Genomic DNA, 15,615 nt, shown 5'->3' on the forward strand with positions numbered 1-15,615 from the left:
CGCCCGGTTACATTCCGAACCCGGAAGCTAAGCCTTACAGCGCCGATGGTACTGCAGGGGGGACCCTGTGGGAGAGTAGGACGCCGCCGAACAAAATTTGGAGAAAACCCCCGTGCCATCGGCGCGGGGGTTTTCTGCGTTCCAGGGGGCCCCTCGCGTCCGCCGGGCAGGGCTGAGGGTAAAGTCAGGGGGCATCGTTGGCTTAATGACCCAGGAGGCCCCCGGGTGGAGGTCCAGGAGACCCGTGTCCAGACAGACCGGGTCCTCACCATCCCCAACATCCTCAGCATGGCGAGGCTCGTCGGCGTACCCCTGTTCCTGTGGCTGATCCTCAGGCCGGAGTTCGGCGGGCCGAAGAGCGACGGATGGGCGCTGCTCGTCCTCGCGCTGAGCGGTATCAGCGACTATCTCGACGGGAAGCTCGCACGTCGCTGGAATCAGATCAGCAGCCTCGGCCGGCTGCTCGACCCCGCCGCGGACCGGCTCTACATTCTATCCACCCTGGTCGGGCTGACCTGGCGCGAGATTCTCCCCATCTGGTTGACGGCTGCACTGGTGGCGCGGGAACTGGTCCTTCTGGTGATGGTGGGGATCCTCCGGCGGCACGGCTATCCGCCGCCCCAGGTGAACTTCCTCGGCAAGGCGGCCACCTTCAACCTGATGTATGCCTTCCCGCTCTTGCTGCTCAGTGACGGAAGTGGCTGGATCCATGAACTCGCTGCTATTTTCGGATGGGCGTTCGCCGGATGGGGTACAACCCTGTATTGGTGGGCAGGGATCCTCTATGTGGTCCAAGTCCGCCGAGTTGTCAAAGCGGACGCCGCAGCCGATTGAGCTCGCCACTGCGCGTAGGTGAGGCCAGGTCGCTCCCGCTCCTCATGGTGATGGGCGATACTTGACGAGCACAGTCGGCTGGACCGTCGTCTCTTAGAGGAGGACGCTTCCGACATGAAGGCCGTCGTGATGGCCGGAGGCGAAGGCACACGCCTTCGCCCCATGACCTCGAGTATGCCCAAGCCGCTCCTGCCCGTGGCCAACCGCCCGATCATGGAGCACGTGCTCAGGTTGCTCAAGCGGCATGGGCTCAGCGAAACCGTAGTCACCGTCCAGTTCCTGGCGTCACTCGTCAAGAACTATTTCGGCGATGGCGAGGAGCTCGGAATGGAGCTCACCTATGCCAACGAGGAGAAGCCACTCGGCACCGCCGGCAGCGTGAAGAACGCGGAGGAGGCGCTGAAGGACGACGCCTTCCTCGTGATCTCCGGTGACGCTCTGACCGATTTCGACCTCACCGAGCTCATCAATTTCCACAAGGAAAAGGGCGCGCTCGTCACCGTATGCCTGACGCGCGTGCCCAACCCTCTCGAATTCGGCATCACCATCGTCGATGAAGAGGGAAAGGTCGAGCGGTTCCTGGAGAAGCCGACCTGGGGTCAGGTCTTCTCCGACACCGTGAACACGGGCATCTACGTGATGGAGCCCGAGGTCTTCAACTACGTCGAAGCGGACGTGCCCGTCGACTGGTCCGGTGACGTCTTCCCGCAGCTGATGAAGGAGGGCAAGCCGGTCTACGGGTACGTGGCCGAGGGGTACTGGGAGGACGTCGGTACCCACGAGAGCTACGTGAAGGCCCAGGCTGACGTGCTCGAAGGAAAGGTCGACGTCGAACTCGACGGCTTCGAGATCTCTCCGGGGGTTTGGGTCGCCGAGGGAGCCGAGGTGCACCCCGACGCCGTACTGCGCGGACCCCTCTACATCGGCGACTACGCCAAGGTCGAAGCCGATGTGGAGATCCGCGAACACACCGTCGTCGGCTCCAACGTCGTCGTGAAGAGCGGGGCCTTCCTCCACAAGGCCGTCGTCCACGACAACGTGTACATCGGCCAGCACAGCAATCTGCGCGGCTGCGTCGTCGGCAAGAACACCGACATCATGCGCGCCGCCCGGATCGAGGACGGCGCCGTCATCGGCGACGAATGCCTCGTCGGCGAGGAATCGATCATCCAGGGCAATGTGCGGGTCTACCCGTTCAAGACGATCGAAGCCGGTGCCTTCGTCAACACGTCGGTGATCTGGGAGTCCCGCGGACAGGCCCATCTGTTCGGGGCCCGCGGCGTCTCCGGCATCCTCAACGTCGAGATCACGCCCGAGCTGGCGGTACGGCTCGCGGGGGCCTACGCGACGACCCTGAAGAAGGGGTCCACCGTCACCACCGCCCGAGACCACTCCCGCGGCGCCCGAGCGCTCAAGCGGGCGGTCATCTCCGCCTTGCAGGCCAGCGCCATCGACGTACGGGACCTGGAGAACGTGCCGCTGCCCGTGGCGCGCCAGCAGACGGCCCGGGGCAGCGCCGGCGGAATCATGATCCGGACGACGCCCGGGGTGCCGGACTCCGTCGACATCATGTTCTTCGACGAGCGCGGCGCCGACCTCTCGCAGGGCAGCCAGCGCAAGCTCGACCGCGTGTACGCCCGCCAGGAGTACCGCCGGGCGTTCCCCGGCGAGATCGGGGACCTGCACTTCCCCTCCAGCGTCTTCGACTCGTACACCGGATCGCTGCTCAGGAACGTCGACACCAAGGGGATCGCCGACGCGGGCCTCAAGGTCGTCGTCGACGCCTCCAACGGCAGCGCCGGCCTGGTGCTGCCGAGCCTGCTGGGGCGGCTCGGTGTCGACTCGCTGACCATCAACCCGGGGCTCGACGAGTCGCGGCCCACGGAGACCGCCGACGCCCGGCGGTCGGGGCTGGTCCGGCTCGGAGAGATCGTCGCGTCGGCGCGGGCCGACTTCGGCGTCCGGTTCGACCCGGTCGGTGAGCGGCTGTCGCTCGTCGACGAGAAGGGGCGGATCGTCGAGGACGACCGGGCACTGCTGGTGATGCTCGACCTCGTGGCCGCCGACCGCCGCAGCGGACGGGTCGCGCTGCCCGTCACCACCACCCGGATCGCGGAGCAGGTCGCCGCGTACCACGGGACGCAGGTGGAGTGGACGACGACGTCGCCCGACGACCTCACACGCGTGGGACGCGACGACGGGACCATCTTCGGCGGCGACGGGCGCGGCGGATTCATCGTGCCCGAGTTCAGCAGCGTGTTCGACGGCACCGCCGCGTTCGTCCGGCTCCTCGGACTGGTCGCGCGGACCCAGCTCACCCTGAGCCAGATCGACGCGCGGATCCCGCGGGCGCACGTCCTCAAGCGGGACCTCGCGACACCGTGGGCCGTCAAGGGACTCGTCATGCGGCGGGTCGTCGAAGAGGCCGGTGACCGCTCCGTGGACACCACCGACGGCGTACGGGTCGTGGAGGCCGACGGACGCTGGGTCATGGTGCTGCCCGACCCGGCCGAGGCCGTCACCCACCTGTGGGCGGAGGGCCCCGACGACGCCTCCGCGCAGCAGCTCCTCGACGAGTGGACGGCCGTCGTGGACAGCGCCGGCCGCTGAGCCGGCGACGGGCCGGTCACCCCCCAGCAGGGCGGTGACCGGCCCGTCCGTGGGGCCATTCGGAGGTAGCGGGCCCGACGTGCGACGATGTGCGGCATGCCGCAGCAGCACCCCGTTCGGAGCAGCCCCAAGCGCCTCACGCGCCCCGATGCGTCCATGTCGCTGCTGACCAACGTGATGGACCACAGCCTGGACGACGGGTACGCGGAGGCCGCGGCCCGCAAGCGGGCCGCGGGGCAGAGCGGGCTGCCGAAGACGCTGCGGGCGAAGCTGGGACTCGCTGCCGGCCTGGTGCTGGCCGCGCTGGTCGTCACTGTCGGGGCCGCGCAGGCCCGGATCGCGGCGCCGGTCGTGGCCAAGGAACGCGACGAGCTGATCGACCGCATCGACCGGGAGAGCGACTCCGCCGACAAGCTGGAGGGCCAGGTCGACTCGCTCCGTACCGACGTGGGCGCCAAGCAGCGCGAGGCACTGCGGAAACACGGTGGCGAGCAGGGCGAGTTGGTGGGGATGCTGTCCGGGGCGCTCGCCGTGCACGGACCGGGCGTCAAACTCGTCGTCGACGACGCCAAGTCGGCCCAGAGCGGGACGGGCGGACCGCGCGAGAGCGCCGACTTCTCCGACACGGGACGGGTGCGCGACCGCGACATGCAGCGCGTCGTCAACGGCCTGTGGGAGTCCGGCGCCGAAGCGGTCAGCGTCAACGGACAGCGGCTCACCGCCCTGTCCGCCATCCGGGCCGCCGGTGACGCGATACTGGTCGACAACAAACCGCTGGTGCCGCCGTACACGGTGCTCGCGGTGGGGGACGGACAGCGGCTGAGCACCCGGTTCCAGAACAGCTCCGACGGGTTGTACCTGCACGCCCTGACGGAGAACTTCGGGATCCGGAACAGCATTTCGACGCAGGACGACGTCAAGATCCCCGCCGCGCCCAGCGTGATCGTACGTACAGCACAGCCGAGAGCAGAGCAGAAGGGCACATCGTGATCGCCGTACTGGGCCTCGTCGTGGGAGTCGTGGTCGGGTTGTTCATCCGTCCCGAGGTTCCGGCGGTGGTGGAGCCTTACCTTCCGATCGCCGTCGTCGCTGCGCTCGACGCGGTGTTCGGCGGGCTGCGCGCCATGCTGGACGGCATCTTCGACGACAAGGTGTTCGTCGTGTCGTTCCTGTCGAACGTCGTCGTGGCCGCGCTCATCGTCTTCCTGGGCGACAAGCTGGGCGTGGGCGCGCAGCTGTCGACCGGTGTCGTCGTCGTGCTCGGCATCCGGATCTTCTCCAACGCCGCCGCCATCCGGCGGCACGTCTTCCGGGCGTGAGGCCGATGAACCCGGACGGGACTCCGCAGGGCCCCGAGCCCCGCGAGACGCCGCGGGCCGCCGCGCCCGCGCACGGGCTGCGCAAAGAGCTGCCGGCGGAGGTCCGGGCGGCCGCGCCGCAGGAGCCCCGGCCGGAGCCGGCGGGCGAGCCGCAGCTGACCGGGCGTCAGCGGCTGGCGAAGGGGCTGTGGCCGCCGCGCGTGTCACGCGCCCAACTCATCGTGGCCGTGCTCTTGTTCGTCCTGGGCCTCGGACTCGCCATCCAGGTGCGGTCCAACAGCGACAACAGCGCGCTGCGCGGCGCCCGCCAGGAGGACCTCGTGCGCATCCTCGATGAACTCGACGACCGCACTCAGCGTCTGGAAGATGAGAAGCAGGGCCTGGAGGACCAGCGCACCGAGCTGGAGAACAGCTCGGACCAGGCCGAGGAGGCCCGCAGGCAGACGGTCGAGAAGGAGCGCCAACTCGGCATTCTGGCGGGCACCGTCGCGGCCCAGGGCCCGGGGATCACGATGACCGTCAGGGACCCGAAGGGCGCCGTCGAGGCCGACATGCTGCTCGACGCGATCCAGGAACTGCGGGCCGCGGGCGCCGAGGCGATCCAGGTGAACGGGGTACGCGTGGTGGCCAACACGTACCTGACGGACGGAACCGGAGGTAAGGGGGTCAGCGTCGATGGACACAAGATCACTCAGCCGTACACCTTCAAGGTCATCGGCAAGCCGCAGGACCTCGAACCGGCCCTCAACATCCCCGGAGGTGTCGTGCAGACGCTGGAGAAGGAGCAGGCCACCGTGGACGTGAGCCGTTCGGAGAAGATCGTCGTGGATGCCTTGCGAGCGGCGCGACAGCCTGATTACGCTCGGTCGTCCTCGCAGTGAGGCACGCGTGCATGGGGGATGTAGTGCGAGGGCATGAGGTTGCGGGGGGTCGGCGCACCGTAGGCGGGGTGCGTGGTGGAAACTGTTTGGCGGATACGGACGTTGTGAGGATGTCCGTGTTCGTGATGTACGCCGATGTGTGCAGTCAGGGTTCGTCCTGCCCCACGGGCGGGTCTGTTTCGGTCAAGGGGAATCGCCCGTGAAGTTGTTTGCGAAGTTGTTCGGCAAGAGCGCACGTGAGGATGGTCGTCACCGTGCGTCGCGCCAGGGAGACGTGCCGGAGACGCAGGTGGGCGAGCGCCCGCTGTTCCGGGACCAGGTCGGTGGAGACAATTCGGGCGGACAGGGCGCGTCGTCTGTTGACCCTGCCGGTTCCGGCCGCATAGGTTTCGGAGAACCGTCGCCCTCAAGCTCGGGTGGAGGGTTTGGCCCTGGCCCGTACGCGTCCCAAGCCCCCGCGGGGCAGCCGCGGCAGGAGGATCCGTCCATGTCTGCTCTGGTGTGTCAGAGGTGCGGGAACCGGAACGGCGAGAACAGCCGGTTCTGCTCCAACTGCGGTGCGCCGTTGCGGGGCGGCGTGGCGGCGGAGGGGCCGTCGGAGACCACCTCCACGATCTCCATCTCCGGTCTCGAGTCGTACGACCCCGAGGCCACCGGCCAGACGCAGCTCCCGACCCTGTCGCCCGAGGCGCAGGCCGCGGTGGACGCGCTGCCGCTCGGCTCGGCGCTCCTGGTGGTGCGGCGCGGCCCGAACTCGGGCAGCCGCTTCCTCCTCGACGGCGAGCTGACCACGGCGGGCCGTCACCCGCAGAGCGACATCTTCCTGGACGACGTGACCGTCTCGCGCCGCCACGTGGAGTTCCGTCGTCTCCAGGACGGCTCGTTCACCGTGTCCGACGTCGGCAGCCTCAACGGCACGTACGTGAACCGTGAGCGCATCGACTCGGTGACGCTGAACAACGGCGACGAGGTGCAGATCGGCAAATACCGGCTGGTCTTCTACGCGGCGACCCAGCGAGGTATCTGACCCACCAGCGAACCGTCAGGAAGGTCCATGCTTCACACACCGAGGGGTGGTGCCGGCAGCGGCACCGCCACCGCGGACAGTCGGCTGATGAGCATCGGCACCGTGCTGAACGTGCTGCGCGACGAGTTCCCCGAAGTCACGATCTCCAAGATTCGCTTCCTGGAGTCGGAGGGTCTCATCGAGCCGCAGCGGACGCCCTCGGGCTACCGCAAGTTCAGCCCGGAAGACGTCGAGCGACTCGGCCACGTCCTGCGGATGCAGCGGGACCACTACCTGCCGCTGAAGGTCATCAAGGAGCAGCTCGACGCCCTGGAGCGGGGCGAGCCGCTGACCGTGCCCGCCGCGGGCCGGTCCGGCGACGCGGCCGCGGACGAGGGCGGTGACGTCCCGACCGCCGCGCGCGTCGGGCGGGACGAGCTGCTCGCCGCCGCCGGGATCGATGAGGCGGAGCTCGGCGAGTGGGAGTCCTACGGGCTCATCGCCCCGCTGCCCGACGGGGGCTACGACGCCTCGTCGGTGCTGGTGGCCGAGCTGGTCGGCGAGCTGGGCCGGTTCGGTATCGGGCCGCGCCACCTGCGGGTCATGCGGGCCGCCGCGGACCGTGAGGCGGGCCTGGTGGACTCCGTCGTCGCCCCCCTGAAGGTGCACCGCAACCCGCAGACCCGGACGCTCGCGCAGGCGCGCGCCACGGAGCTCGCGGGACTCACGGTGAAGCTGCACGCGGCCCTTGTGCAGACCGCTCTCGGGGTGCGTCTTCCCTGATCACAGGGGCGGGTGAGCGGCGCCGGCCCGGCATGCGGCGCATGCCCGACTACCCAAACCTGCCGGGCACGTCCTAGGGTTGCTGTGTGAACGAGCTCGACGTCGTAGGTGTCCGGGTCGAAATGCCCTCCAACCAGCCGATCGTGCTCCTGCGTGAAGTGGGAGGCGACCGCTACCTCCCCATCTGGATCGGACCGGGGGAGGCGACGGCCATCGCCTTCGCACAGCAGGGCATGGCCCCCGCGCGTCCGCTGACGCACGACCTGTTCAAGGACGTGCTGGAGGCGGTCGGGCAGGAACTCACGGAAGTACGCATCACGGACCTGCGGGAAGGCGTCTTCTACGCGGAGCTGGTGTTCGCGAGCGGCGTGGAGGTCAGCGCCCGCCCGTCCGACGCCATAGCGCTCGCGTTGCGCACCGGCACGCCGATCTTCGGCAGTGACGGGGTGCTGGACGACGCCGGGATCGCGATTCCGGACGAGCAGGAGGACGAGGTGGAGAAGTTCCGCGAGTTCCTCGACCAGATCTCGCCCGAGGATTTCGGGACGAACAGTCAATGACCGGTGGATATGCCCGCGTGTCGTGACGGGAGGCGGTCGCCTGGTGGCGGCCGCCTCGGCACATTCGGCTAGCCTTTCCCCGCGGTGGGGTACGGGAAACCACTCTTAGGGTGATTATCACTCGGCGTGGCGAGTGTGGCGTTCGTTGACGCACCCCCAGTGACTGCCTACCGTCGAGAAGGCAGGTCATAAGAGGAGGTCGGCGTGAGAAGCAGCGGCGACGGTACGGCGACGGGCGGTCCGTACTCGTTTCACGGCAGCGCGGCCGATCACACACCGCAGCGTCCGCAGGCGGTGCCTGTGGCGGCGGGGGCGGACGGCGACGCGACGTCCGAGCAGGTCGGATACCGGGGACCGACCGCGTGCGCGGCGGCCGGCATCACCTATCGGCAGCTCGACTACTGGGCCAGGACCGGCCTGGTCGAGCCCAGTGTGCGGCCCGCCTACGGGTCGGGCACCCAGCGGCTCTACAGCTTCCGGGACGTGGTCGTCCTGAAGGTCGTGAAGCGGTTCCTGGACACGGGGGTCTCTTTGCAGAACATCCGGACCGCGGTGCAGCACCTGCGGGAGCGGGGGTTCCGGGACCTGGAGCGCATGACCCTGATGAGCGACGGCGCCACCGTGTACGAGTGCACGTCGTCGGCCGAGGTCCACGATCTGCTCCAGGGCGGACAGGGGATCTTCGGCATCGCCGTGGGGGTCGTCTGGCGGGACGTGGAGGGCGCGCTGTCCCAGCTGCACGGGGAGCGCGTGGACACCGGCGAGAGCGTCGTCAGGCCCAACCCCGCGGACGAACTCGCGAGGCGGCGCAACCGGGCCGTGTGACGTGGCGCGGCCGCGTTGTCAGTGGCGTAGGGCAGCATCGGAGGGGTGAGGACCGCACCGACGATTCTGCATCTCGACATGGATGCCTTCTACGCCTCCGCGGAGCAGGCGGCGAAGCCCAGCCTGCGCGGGAAGGCCGTGGTCGTGGGCGGGCTCGGGCCGCGCGGGGTCGTGGCCACCGCGTCGTACGAGGCGCGCGTGCTCGGGGTGCACTCCGCCATGCCGATGGGGCAGGCGCGGCGGCTCGCGCCGAACGCGGCGTACCTCGTGCCGAGGTTCCGGCTGTACCGGGATGTCAGCGAGCAGGTGATGGCCCTCCTGCGGGAGCTTTCGCCGCTCGTGGAGCCCCTGAGCCTCGACGAGGCGTTCGTCGATCTGGAGGCCGGTGAGAGGGCCTGGGACGCGTCCTCTGCGGAGGCCGTGGGGCAGCGTCTGCGCGAGGACATCCGAAGGGTGACCGGACTGAGCGGGTCCGTGGGCCTCGCCGTGTCCAAGATGCTGGCCAAGATCGCCTCCGAGGAGGCCAAGCCGGACGGGCTGCTGCTGATACCGCCGGGGACCGAGCGCGAGCTGCTCGGGCCGAAGTCCGTACGGATCCTGCCCGGCGTCGGCCCGGCCACCGGGGACCACCTGCGCCGGGCCGGGATCCACACCGTCGAGGAGATCGCCGAGGCGGGCGAGGACGAGCTGGTGCGGATGCTGGGGAAGTCCCACGGCAGCCATCTGTACGCCATGGCGCTCGCCCGGGACGAGCGGCCCGTCGTCGCCGAGCGGGACTCCAAGTCCGTGTCGGTCGAGGACACGTACGACGTGGACATCCACGACCGGGTGCGGGTCCGCACGGAGGTGCAGCGGCTCGCCGACCGGTGCGTGGAGCGGCTGCGGGCCGCGGGGCGCTCGGGGCGGACCGTGGTGCTCAAGGTGCGGCGGTACGACTTCTCGACCCTGACCCGGTCCGAGACGCTGCGCGGGCCGACCGACGACCCGGGGGTGGTGCGGGAGGCGGCGGCCCGGCTCCTGGAGGGCGTGGACACCACGGGCGGCGTGCGGCTGCTCGGTGTCGGGGTGACCGGGCTCGCCGACTTCACGCAGGAGGACCTGTTCGCGCAGGCCGCGGCCGCGGCGGCCGCGGAGGAGGAGGCGGTGGCCGCGACGGCGGCACGTGCCGAGCCCGAGACCGCCGGGGGCGGGGGGCCGGCCGAGGGCGCCGCCGAGGAGGCCGTCGCCCGGCGCTGGATGGCGGGGCACGACGTGCGGCACGCCGAGTTCGGGCACGGCTGGGTGCAGGGGAGCGGGGTCGGGCGGGTCACCGTGCGGTTCGAGACGCCCTACTCGGTCGTGCCGGGGCGGGTGCGGACGTTCGCCGTCGACGATCCGTCGCTGGAGGCCGCCGAGCCGCTGCCGCTGGTGGAGGTCCCCGTCGGGACCTGAGGGGGCTTCGCGCCGGGCTCAGGTGGGGTCGGGGTCCGGGGAGCCCGCGATGCGGCCGAAGGCGACGTCCGGGTCCGCGGGGGCGGTGATGTCCAGGCCGTAGTGGTGGTACAGCTGGAGTTCCTGCTCGGGGGAGAGGTGGCGGCCCACGCCGAAGTCGGGTGCGTCCTTGATCAGGGAGCGGTCGAAGGGGACCCGCAGGGTGCCGTCGACCAGATCGCTCGGCTCCAGGGGGACGAAGGCGTCCCGGCTGAACAGGCCGGTCCGTATGGCCGCCCACTCCGGAACGCCCGTGGCGTCGTCGAGGTACACCTCGTCGATGGTGCCGATCTTCGTCCCGTTGCGGTCGAGTGCCTTGCGGCCGATCAGGTTGCGCGGATCGATGTCGGTCTGCACGGGCCCTCCAGCTGGTCGCAACTCGTCTGTAAGCACTACGAAAGAGCACATTGAGGAAGGTGGCCACTCGAGGGTGACGGCCAAGTCGCCGCTGGTACGCTGGCGAGTGGCTGCTGACCCCGTGCGGGAGAGTCCACCGACTGCCGTCGGAGGACGCCGAAGGAGCAAATCCTCCCCGGAATCTCTCAGGCCCCTGTACCGCACGGACGAGGTCACTCTGGAAAGCAGGGCGGGTGCACGGTGCCCGCCCTCACCGACGGTGAAAGCCGGTGTGCTCCCTTCCGTGATCGGGCGGGGCGGCCGGTGAAGCTCTCAGGTTGAGATGACAGAGGGGGAGGCCGTCCGGGCACCAGCGCCTTGGTGCCCCTCGCAGGTCGTGCTGACCAGGAGGCCTCCGCCCATGACCGCCCACCGCATTCCGCTCGCGCAGCTGGAGCAGGGAATCCCCTTCGAACAGCGTCACATCGGTCCCGACGACGCCGCTCGGGCCAAGATGCTCGCGCAGGTCGGCTACGGCTCGCTCGACGAGCTGACGGCGGCCGCGGTGCCGGACGTGATCAGGAGCGCCGACGCCCTGGAGCTGCCGGAGGCCCGCACCGAGGCCGAGGTGCTGGCCGAGCTGCGCTCGCTCGCCGACCGCAACCAGGTCCTCGGTTCCATGATCGGCCTCGGCTACTACGGGACCTTCACGCCGCCCGTCATCCTGCGCAACGTCATGGAGAACCCCTCCTGCTACACGGCCTACACGCCGTACCAGCCGGAGATCTCGCAGGGCCGCCTGGAGGCGCTGCTCAACTTCCAGACCATGGTCGCCGAGCTGACCGGGCTGCCCACCTCCGGCGCCTCGCTGCTCGACGAGGGCACGGCCGCCGCCGAGGCCATGGCGCTGTCCCGGCGCATCGGCAAGGTCAAGAACGGCGTGTACGTCGTCGACGCCGACGCGCTGCCGCAGACCACGGCCGTCATCCGGACCCGGGCCGAGCCGACCGGCGTCGAGATCGTCGTCGCCGACCTGAGCGCGGGGATCCCGAGCGAGGTCGCCGAGCGCGGAGTCGTCGGTGTGCTCGTGCAGTACCCGGGAGCCTCCGGCGCCGTGCGGGACATCAAGCCCGTCGTCGACCAGGCGCACGCACTGGGCGCCGTCGTCACCGTCGCCGCCGACCTGCTCGCCCTCACCCTGCTGACCTCGCCCGGCGAGCTGGGTGCCGACATCGCCATCGGCACCACGCAGCGGTTCGGCGTCCCGATGGGCTTCGGCGGGCCGCACGCCGGCTACATGGCCGTCCGCGAGAAGTTCGCCCGCTCGCTGCCGGGCCGGCTCGTGGGCGTCTCCGTCGACGCCGACGGCAACAAGGCGTACCGGCTCGCCCTCCAGACGCGCGAGCAGCACATCCGCCGCGAGAAGGCGACCAGCAACATCTGCACCGCGCAGGTGCTGCTCGCCGTCATGGCCGGCATGTACGCCGTCTACCACGGGCCCGACGGACTGCGGTCCATCGCCGGGCGCACCCACCGCTACGCCACGCTGCTGGCCGCCGGTCTCACGGCGGGCGGCGCCGAGGTCGTCCACGAGGCGTACTTCGACACGGTGACCGTGCGGGTGCCCGGGCGCGCCGCCGCCGTGGTGGGCGCGGCCCGGGAGAACGGGGTGAACCTGCGGCTCGTCGACGCCGACCACGTCTCGGTCGCCTGCGACGAGACCACCACCCGGGCCCAGCTGGGCATCGTGTGGGAGGCCTTCGGCGTCGACCGCCCCGACATCGAGGCGCTGGACGCCGCGACCGGGGACGCGCTGCCGGACGCCCTGCTGCGCGGCGACGAGTACCTGAGCCACCCGGTCTTCCACCAGTACCGCTCGGAGACGGCGATGCTGCGCTACCTGCGCCGGCTCGCCGACCGTGACTACGCGCTGGACCGCGGCATGATCCCGCTCGGCTCCTGCACGATGAAGCTCAACGCCACGACCGAGATGGAGCCGGTCACCTGGCCCGAGTTCGGTCAGCTGCACCCCTTCGCGCCCGCCGAGCAGGCCCAGGGCTACCTCACGCTCATCCGTGAGCTGGAGGAGCGGCTCGCCGAGGTCACCGGCTACGACAAGGTGTCCCTCCAGCCGAACGCCGGGTCGCAGGGCGAACTCGCCGGGCTGCTCGCCGTCCGCGGCTACCACCGGGCCAACGGCGACGACCAGCGCACCGTCTGCCTGATCCCGTCCTCGGCGCACGGCACCAACGCGGCCAGCGCCGTCATGGCCGGCATGAAGGTCGTCGTCGTGAAGACCGCCGACGACGGCGAGATCGACGTCGAGGACCTGCGCGCCAAGATCGAGCAGTACGCGGACCAGCTGGCCGTGCTCATGATCACGTACCCGTCGACGCACGGGGTGTTCGAGGAGCACGTCGCGGACATCTGCGCCGCCGTGCACGACGCCGGCGGCCAGGTCTACGTCGACGGCGCCAACCTCAACGCGCTGGTGGGGCTCGCCAAGCCGGGGCACTTCGGCGGCGACGTCTCGCACCTGAACCTGCACAAGACCTTCTGCATCCCGCACGGCGGCGGCGGCCCGGGTGTCGGGCCGGTCGGTGTGCGGGCGCACCTGGCGCCGTACCTGCCGAACCACCCGTTGCAGCCGAGCGCCGGTCCCGAGACGGGCGTCGGGCCGATCTCCGCCGCGCCGTGGGGCTCCGCCGGGATCCTGCCGATCTCCTGGGCGTACGTGCGGCTCATGGGCGGCGAGGGGCTGAAGCGCGCCACCCAGGTGGCGGTGCTGTCGGCGAACTACATCGCCAAGCGGCTCGAACCGCACTTCCCGGTGCTGTACACCGGCCCGGGCGGGCTCGTCGCGCACGAGTGCATCATCGACCTGCGGCCGATCAGCAAGGCCACCGGGGTCAGCGTCGACGACATCGCCAAGCGGCTCATCGACTACGGGTTCCACGCGCCGACCATGTCGTTCCCGGTCGCCGGGACGCTGATGATCGAGCCGACCGAGAGCGAGGACCTCATCGAGCTCGACCGGTTCTGCGACGCGATGATCGCGATTCGCGGCGAGGTCGAGCGGGTCGCCACGGGCGAGTGGCCGGCCGACGACAACCCGCTGCGGAACGCTCCGCACACGGCCGGGATGCTCGGCGGGGAGTGGGCGCACGCGTACAGCCGGGAAGAGGCTGTCTTCCCGGCCGGGGTGTCGGCCGCCGACAAGTACTGGCCGCCGGTGCGGCGGATCGACCAGGCGTTCGGTGACCGGAACCTGGTGTGCTCCTGCCCGCCCATGGACGCCTACGAGGGGTGAGTCCGCAGAACGGCGCGGCCGGCCGTCGTCGGTGGCCGGTCGCGCGGTTCCCCCTCGCGCCCCTGGTGCGGCTCTAGGCCGCCGTCACCACCGTCAGGGGGCGGTGCGGGGCGATCACCGTGCCGTTGGGCAGCAGTTCACCGGTGTCCTCGAAGAGGAGGACGCCGTTGCACAGCAGGCTCCAGCCCTGCTCCGGGTGGTGGGCCACTGGGAGTGCGGCTTCCCGGTCGGGGGAGTCCGCTGTCGGGCACGGTGACTGGTGCTGGCACATGGAGGGGTTCTTTCGCTGCGTAGTGGTCTCGATGAGGAGGGCCGTGCTGGTCGCACGGGTCGTGCTGGTCGTGCTCGCTGTGCTGCGGCGTGAAGGCTTGTTCATGGCCGCCCCCGTTTTCCTTTGGTCGGAACCCAGTGTTGCCCTGCGGGCGTCGTTCCGCAGGGATTTCGTTGCAGCGGTCCTCACAGGTTGGAGACGCGTCACCCGTGCGGACGGTTCAGCTCAACGGCACTGTCCCTTCGGGTGGTTCGGGGTGGCCGGATGGGGCTAGTCCGCCCGGGGCGGGCGGGTGGGCAGCACTGTGCCCCGCGTCCGGACGGCGGCGACGCGGGGCACAGGTCCGCGCACGGGTCAGGCGAGCAGGGTCGTGGCGGCTCGCGCGGGCGTCAGCCGCAGGCTGAGCACCGGCAGCAACTCGGCCACGCGGTGCGGTCGGTGGGCCGCGATGCCGGGCGGGGCCGGCGCGAGCGGTACGAGGATGTCGTCGGCCGCCGGATGACCGGTCGCCGGGTCGGCGGTGTGGTCCCCGTGCAGCCACAGGGTGAGCATGTACAGCTCGGGCACCGAGAGCAGCCGGGGCTGGTAGTGCTTGGGCAGGGTCTCGGCCTGGCGCAGGGCGTGCTCGGTGGACGTGATGTAGGGGCCCTCGAAGAAGTGCGAGAAGGCCCAGCCGTCGGGGGTGAGCATGGTGTCGGCCGCGGCCACCGCCCGCTCCCCGCAGCGGATCAGGAAGCGCCAGCCGGTGAGCCGGGCGTGCGAGGGACCGGTGGTCTCGCCGATGCGGTCCAGGACATGGACGGGAAGCGGCAGTTCGGGGCTCGCGGGCCCCTGGGCGGCACGCAGTGACGGGGTACGGGCCTCACGGACGGCGGTGGGGGAACCGAGGGCCGTGAGAACGCTGCGCAGGGCGGGCGCGGGAGCCGGAGGGACATGCAGCGGCATGGTGGGTCGCCTCTCATTCGACAGGCACATGGTGCGAGGGCGGTGCGGGAGAGCGGACGGCGCTGTCTGCTGCTGGGGGCACGTGAGTACACAGAAGGTGCGGGGCGGGCCAGAGAGGGCGGGGGCATCGGCCACGGGCGCCCATACTCTGTCTCGTCGCGGAGTTTATACGACGTATGTTCACTCGATGTTTCGGCTACCAGACCCCGTGGTAACGGCAAGGGCTTAATCGGCCGGAGATTCCGAGATATTTTGCGGGTATATCCCGTGGTTCCTGCGAGCGATCCGCTCGTGACCTCGGTATCTTTCCGTCGAGCGGTCGGCCGGTTCTCGTCGGCGTTTTTCACCAGACCCCTGCCCGATGAATCTGCGAACGGCCGCATGCCTAAGGAATGTGCCTCGGGGTAACTGCGTGGAGCGTACTGCTCCGCGGGCCCGCGCGGGGCGTTATCGATCACATCGCCT

14 protein-coding genes, 1 rRNA gene and 1 riboswitch are annotated in these 15,615 nt (G+C 70.2%); of the genes, 12 read left to right on the top strand and 3 right to left on the bottom strand.

Annotated elements, in window-relative coordinates; translation table 11 throughout:
- The 11 genes from rrf to ACIP5K_RS23460 all read left to right on the top strand — a co-directional run.
- Positions 1–92: ribosomal RNA gene (rrf, locus tag ACIP5K_RS23410) — 5S ribosomal RNA — on the top strand; the annotation flags it as partial.
- A 133-nt stretch (positions 93–225) separates the two neighbouring features.
- Positions 226–834 (top strand): CDP-alcohol phosphatidyltransferase family protein, encoded by a 609-nt coding sequence (locus ACIP5K_RS23415; RefSeq protein WP_401412305.1) that lies wholly within the window; start codon positions 226–228, stop codon positions 832–834.
- 114 nt (positions 835–948) lie between these two features.
- A complete protein-coding gene (locus tag ACIP5K_RS23420) occupies positions 949–3,444 on the top strand; it encodes a sugar phosphate nucleotidyltransferase (RefSeq protein WP_401412307.1) in 2,496 nt (831 codons plus the stop codon).
- Positions 3,445–3,531: 87 nt separating this feature from the next.
- Entirely contained in the window at positions 3,532–4,434 is a 903-nt protein-coding gene (locus ACIP5K_RS23425) for a DUF881 domain-containing protein (protein WP_401412309.1), read from the top strand.
- Entirely contained in the window at positions 4,431–4,763 is a 333-nt protein-coding gene (locus ACIP5K_RS23430; RefSeq protein WP_111663691.1) for a small basic family protein, read from the top strand. Before ACIP5K_RS23425 ends, ACIP5K_RS23430 begins: the two co-directional genes overlap by 4 nt.
- Before the next feature lie 5 nt (positions 4,764–4,768).
- Positions 4,769–5,644, top strand: a complete 876-nt coding sequence (locus ACIP5K_RS23435) for a DUF881 domain-containing protein (RefSeq protein WP_401412311.1) — start codon at positions 4,769–4,771, stop codon at positions 5,642–5,644.
- A gap of 82 nt (positions 5,645–5,726) precedes the next feature.
- Positions 5,727–6,671 (top strand): FHA domain-containing protein, encoded by a 945-nt coding sequence (locus tag ACIP5K_RS23440; protein ID WP_401412757.1) that lies wholly within the window; start codon positions 5,727–5,729, stop codon positions 6,669–6,671.
- A 27-nt stretch (positions 6,672–6,698) separates the two neighbouring features.
- Positions 6,699–7,433: a MerR family transcriptional regulator gene (locus ACIP5K_RS23445; RefSeq protein ID WP_401412314.1), complete on the top strand. Its 735-nt coding sequence runs from the start codon at positions 6,699–6,701 to the stop codon at positions 7,431–7,433.
- 86 nt (positions 7,434–7,519) lie between these two features.
- The gene (locus ACIP5K_RS23450; RefSeq protein ID WP_005475662.1) at positions 7,520–7,993 is read left to right on the top strand and encodes a bifunctional nuclease family protein; all 474 of its coding nucleotides are present in this window, start codon (positions 7,520–7,522) and stop codon (positions 7,991–7,993) included.
- 204 nt (positions 7,994–8,197) lie between these two features.
- A complete protein-coding gene (locus tag ACIP5K_RS23455; protein ID WP_401412316.1) occupies positions 8,198–8,818 on the top strand; it encodes a MerR family transcriptional regulator in 621 nt (206 codons plus the stop codon).
- A gap of 45 nt (positions 8,819–8,863) precedes the next feature.
- The gene (locus ACIP5K_RS23460; RefSeq protein WP_401412318.1) at positions 8,864–10,249 is read left to right on the top strand and encodes a DNA polymerase IV; all 1,386 of its coding nucleotides are present in this window, start codon (positions 8,864–8,866) and stop codon (positions 10,247–10,249) included.
- Between the two features lie 18 nt (positions 10,250–10,267).
- Here the strand turns inward: ACIP5K_RS23460 and ACIP5K_RS23465 are convergent, their stop codons facing one another.
- A complete protein-coding gene (locus ACIP5K_RS23465) occupies positions 10,268–10,645 on the bottom strand; it encodes a PRC-barrel domain-containing protein (RefSeq protein WP_401412319.1) in 378 nt (125 codons plus the stop codon).
- A gap of 114 nt (positions 10,646–10,759) precedes the next feature.
- A riboswitch (glycine riboswitch) is annotated at positions 10,760–10,856 on the top strand.
- A gap of 189 nt (positions 10,857–11,045) precedes the next feature.
- Here ACIP5K_RS23465 and gcvP point away from each other — a divergent pair.
- Positions 11,046–13,934, top strand: a complete 2,889-nt coding sequence (gene gcvP / locus ACIP5K_RS23470) for an aminomethyl-transferring glycine dehydrogenase (protein WP_401412321.1) — start codon at positions 11,046–11,048, stop codon at positions 13,932–13,934.
- 73 nt (positions 13,935–14,007) lie between these two features.
- Here gcvP and ACIP5K_RS23475 read toward each other — a convergent pair whose 3' ends face one another.
- Positions 14,008–14,205, bottom strand: a complete 198-nt coding sequence (locus ACIP5K_RS23475) for a DUF5999 family protein (RefSeq protein ID WP_401412760.1) — start codon at positions 14,203–14,205, stop codon at positions 14,008–14,010.
- Between the two features lie 354 nt (positions 14,206–14,559).
- Entirely contained in the window at positions 14,560–15,150 is a 591-nt protein-coding gene (locus tag ACIP5K_RS23480) for a hypothetical protein (RefSeq protein WP_401412322.1), read from the bottom strand.
- Positions 15,151–15,615 lie beyond the last annotated feature (465 nt).

Source organism: Streptomyces sp. NPDC088785, from assembly GCF_044750685.1.
GTDB lineage: Bacteria > Actinomycetota > Actinomycetes > Streptomycetales > Streptomycetaceae > Streptomyces.

Coding starts and splice junctions, on each gene's coding strand:
- ACIP5K_RS23480 (WP_401412322.1), bottom strand. CDS start 15,150: ATGCCGCTGCATGTCCCTCCGGCTCCCGCGCCCGCCCTGCGCAGCGTT.
- ACIP5K_RS23425 (WP_401412309.1), top strand. CDS start 3,532: ATGTGCGGCATGCCGCAGCAGCACCCCGTTCGGAGCAGCCCCAAGCGC.
- gcvP (WP_401412321.1), top strand. CDS start 11,046: ATGACCGCCCACCGCATTCCGCTCGCGCAGCTGGAGCAGGGAATCCCC.
- ACIP5K_RS23445 (WP_401412314.1), top strand. CDS start 6,699: ATGCTTCACACACCGAGGGGTGGTGCCGGCAGCGGCACCGCCACCGCG.
- ACIP5K_RS23435 (WP_401412311.1), top strand. CDS start 4,769: ATGAACCCGGACGGGACTCCGCAGGGCCCCGAGCCCCGCGAGACGCCG.
- ACIP5K_RS23475 (WP_401412760.1), bottom strand. CDS start 14,205: ATGTGCCAGCACCAGTCACCGTGCCCGACAGCGGACTCCCCCGACCGG.
- ACIP5K_RS23420 (WP_401412307.1), top strand. CDS start 949: ATGAAGGCCGTCGTGATGGCCGGAGGCGAAGGCACACGCCTTCGCCCC.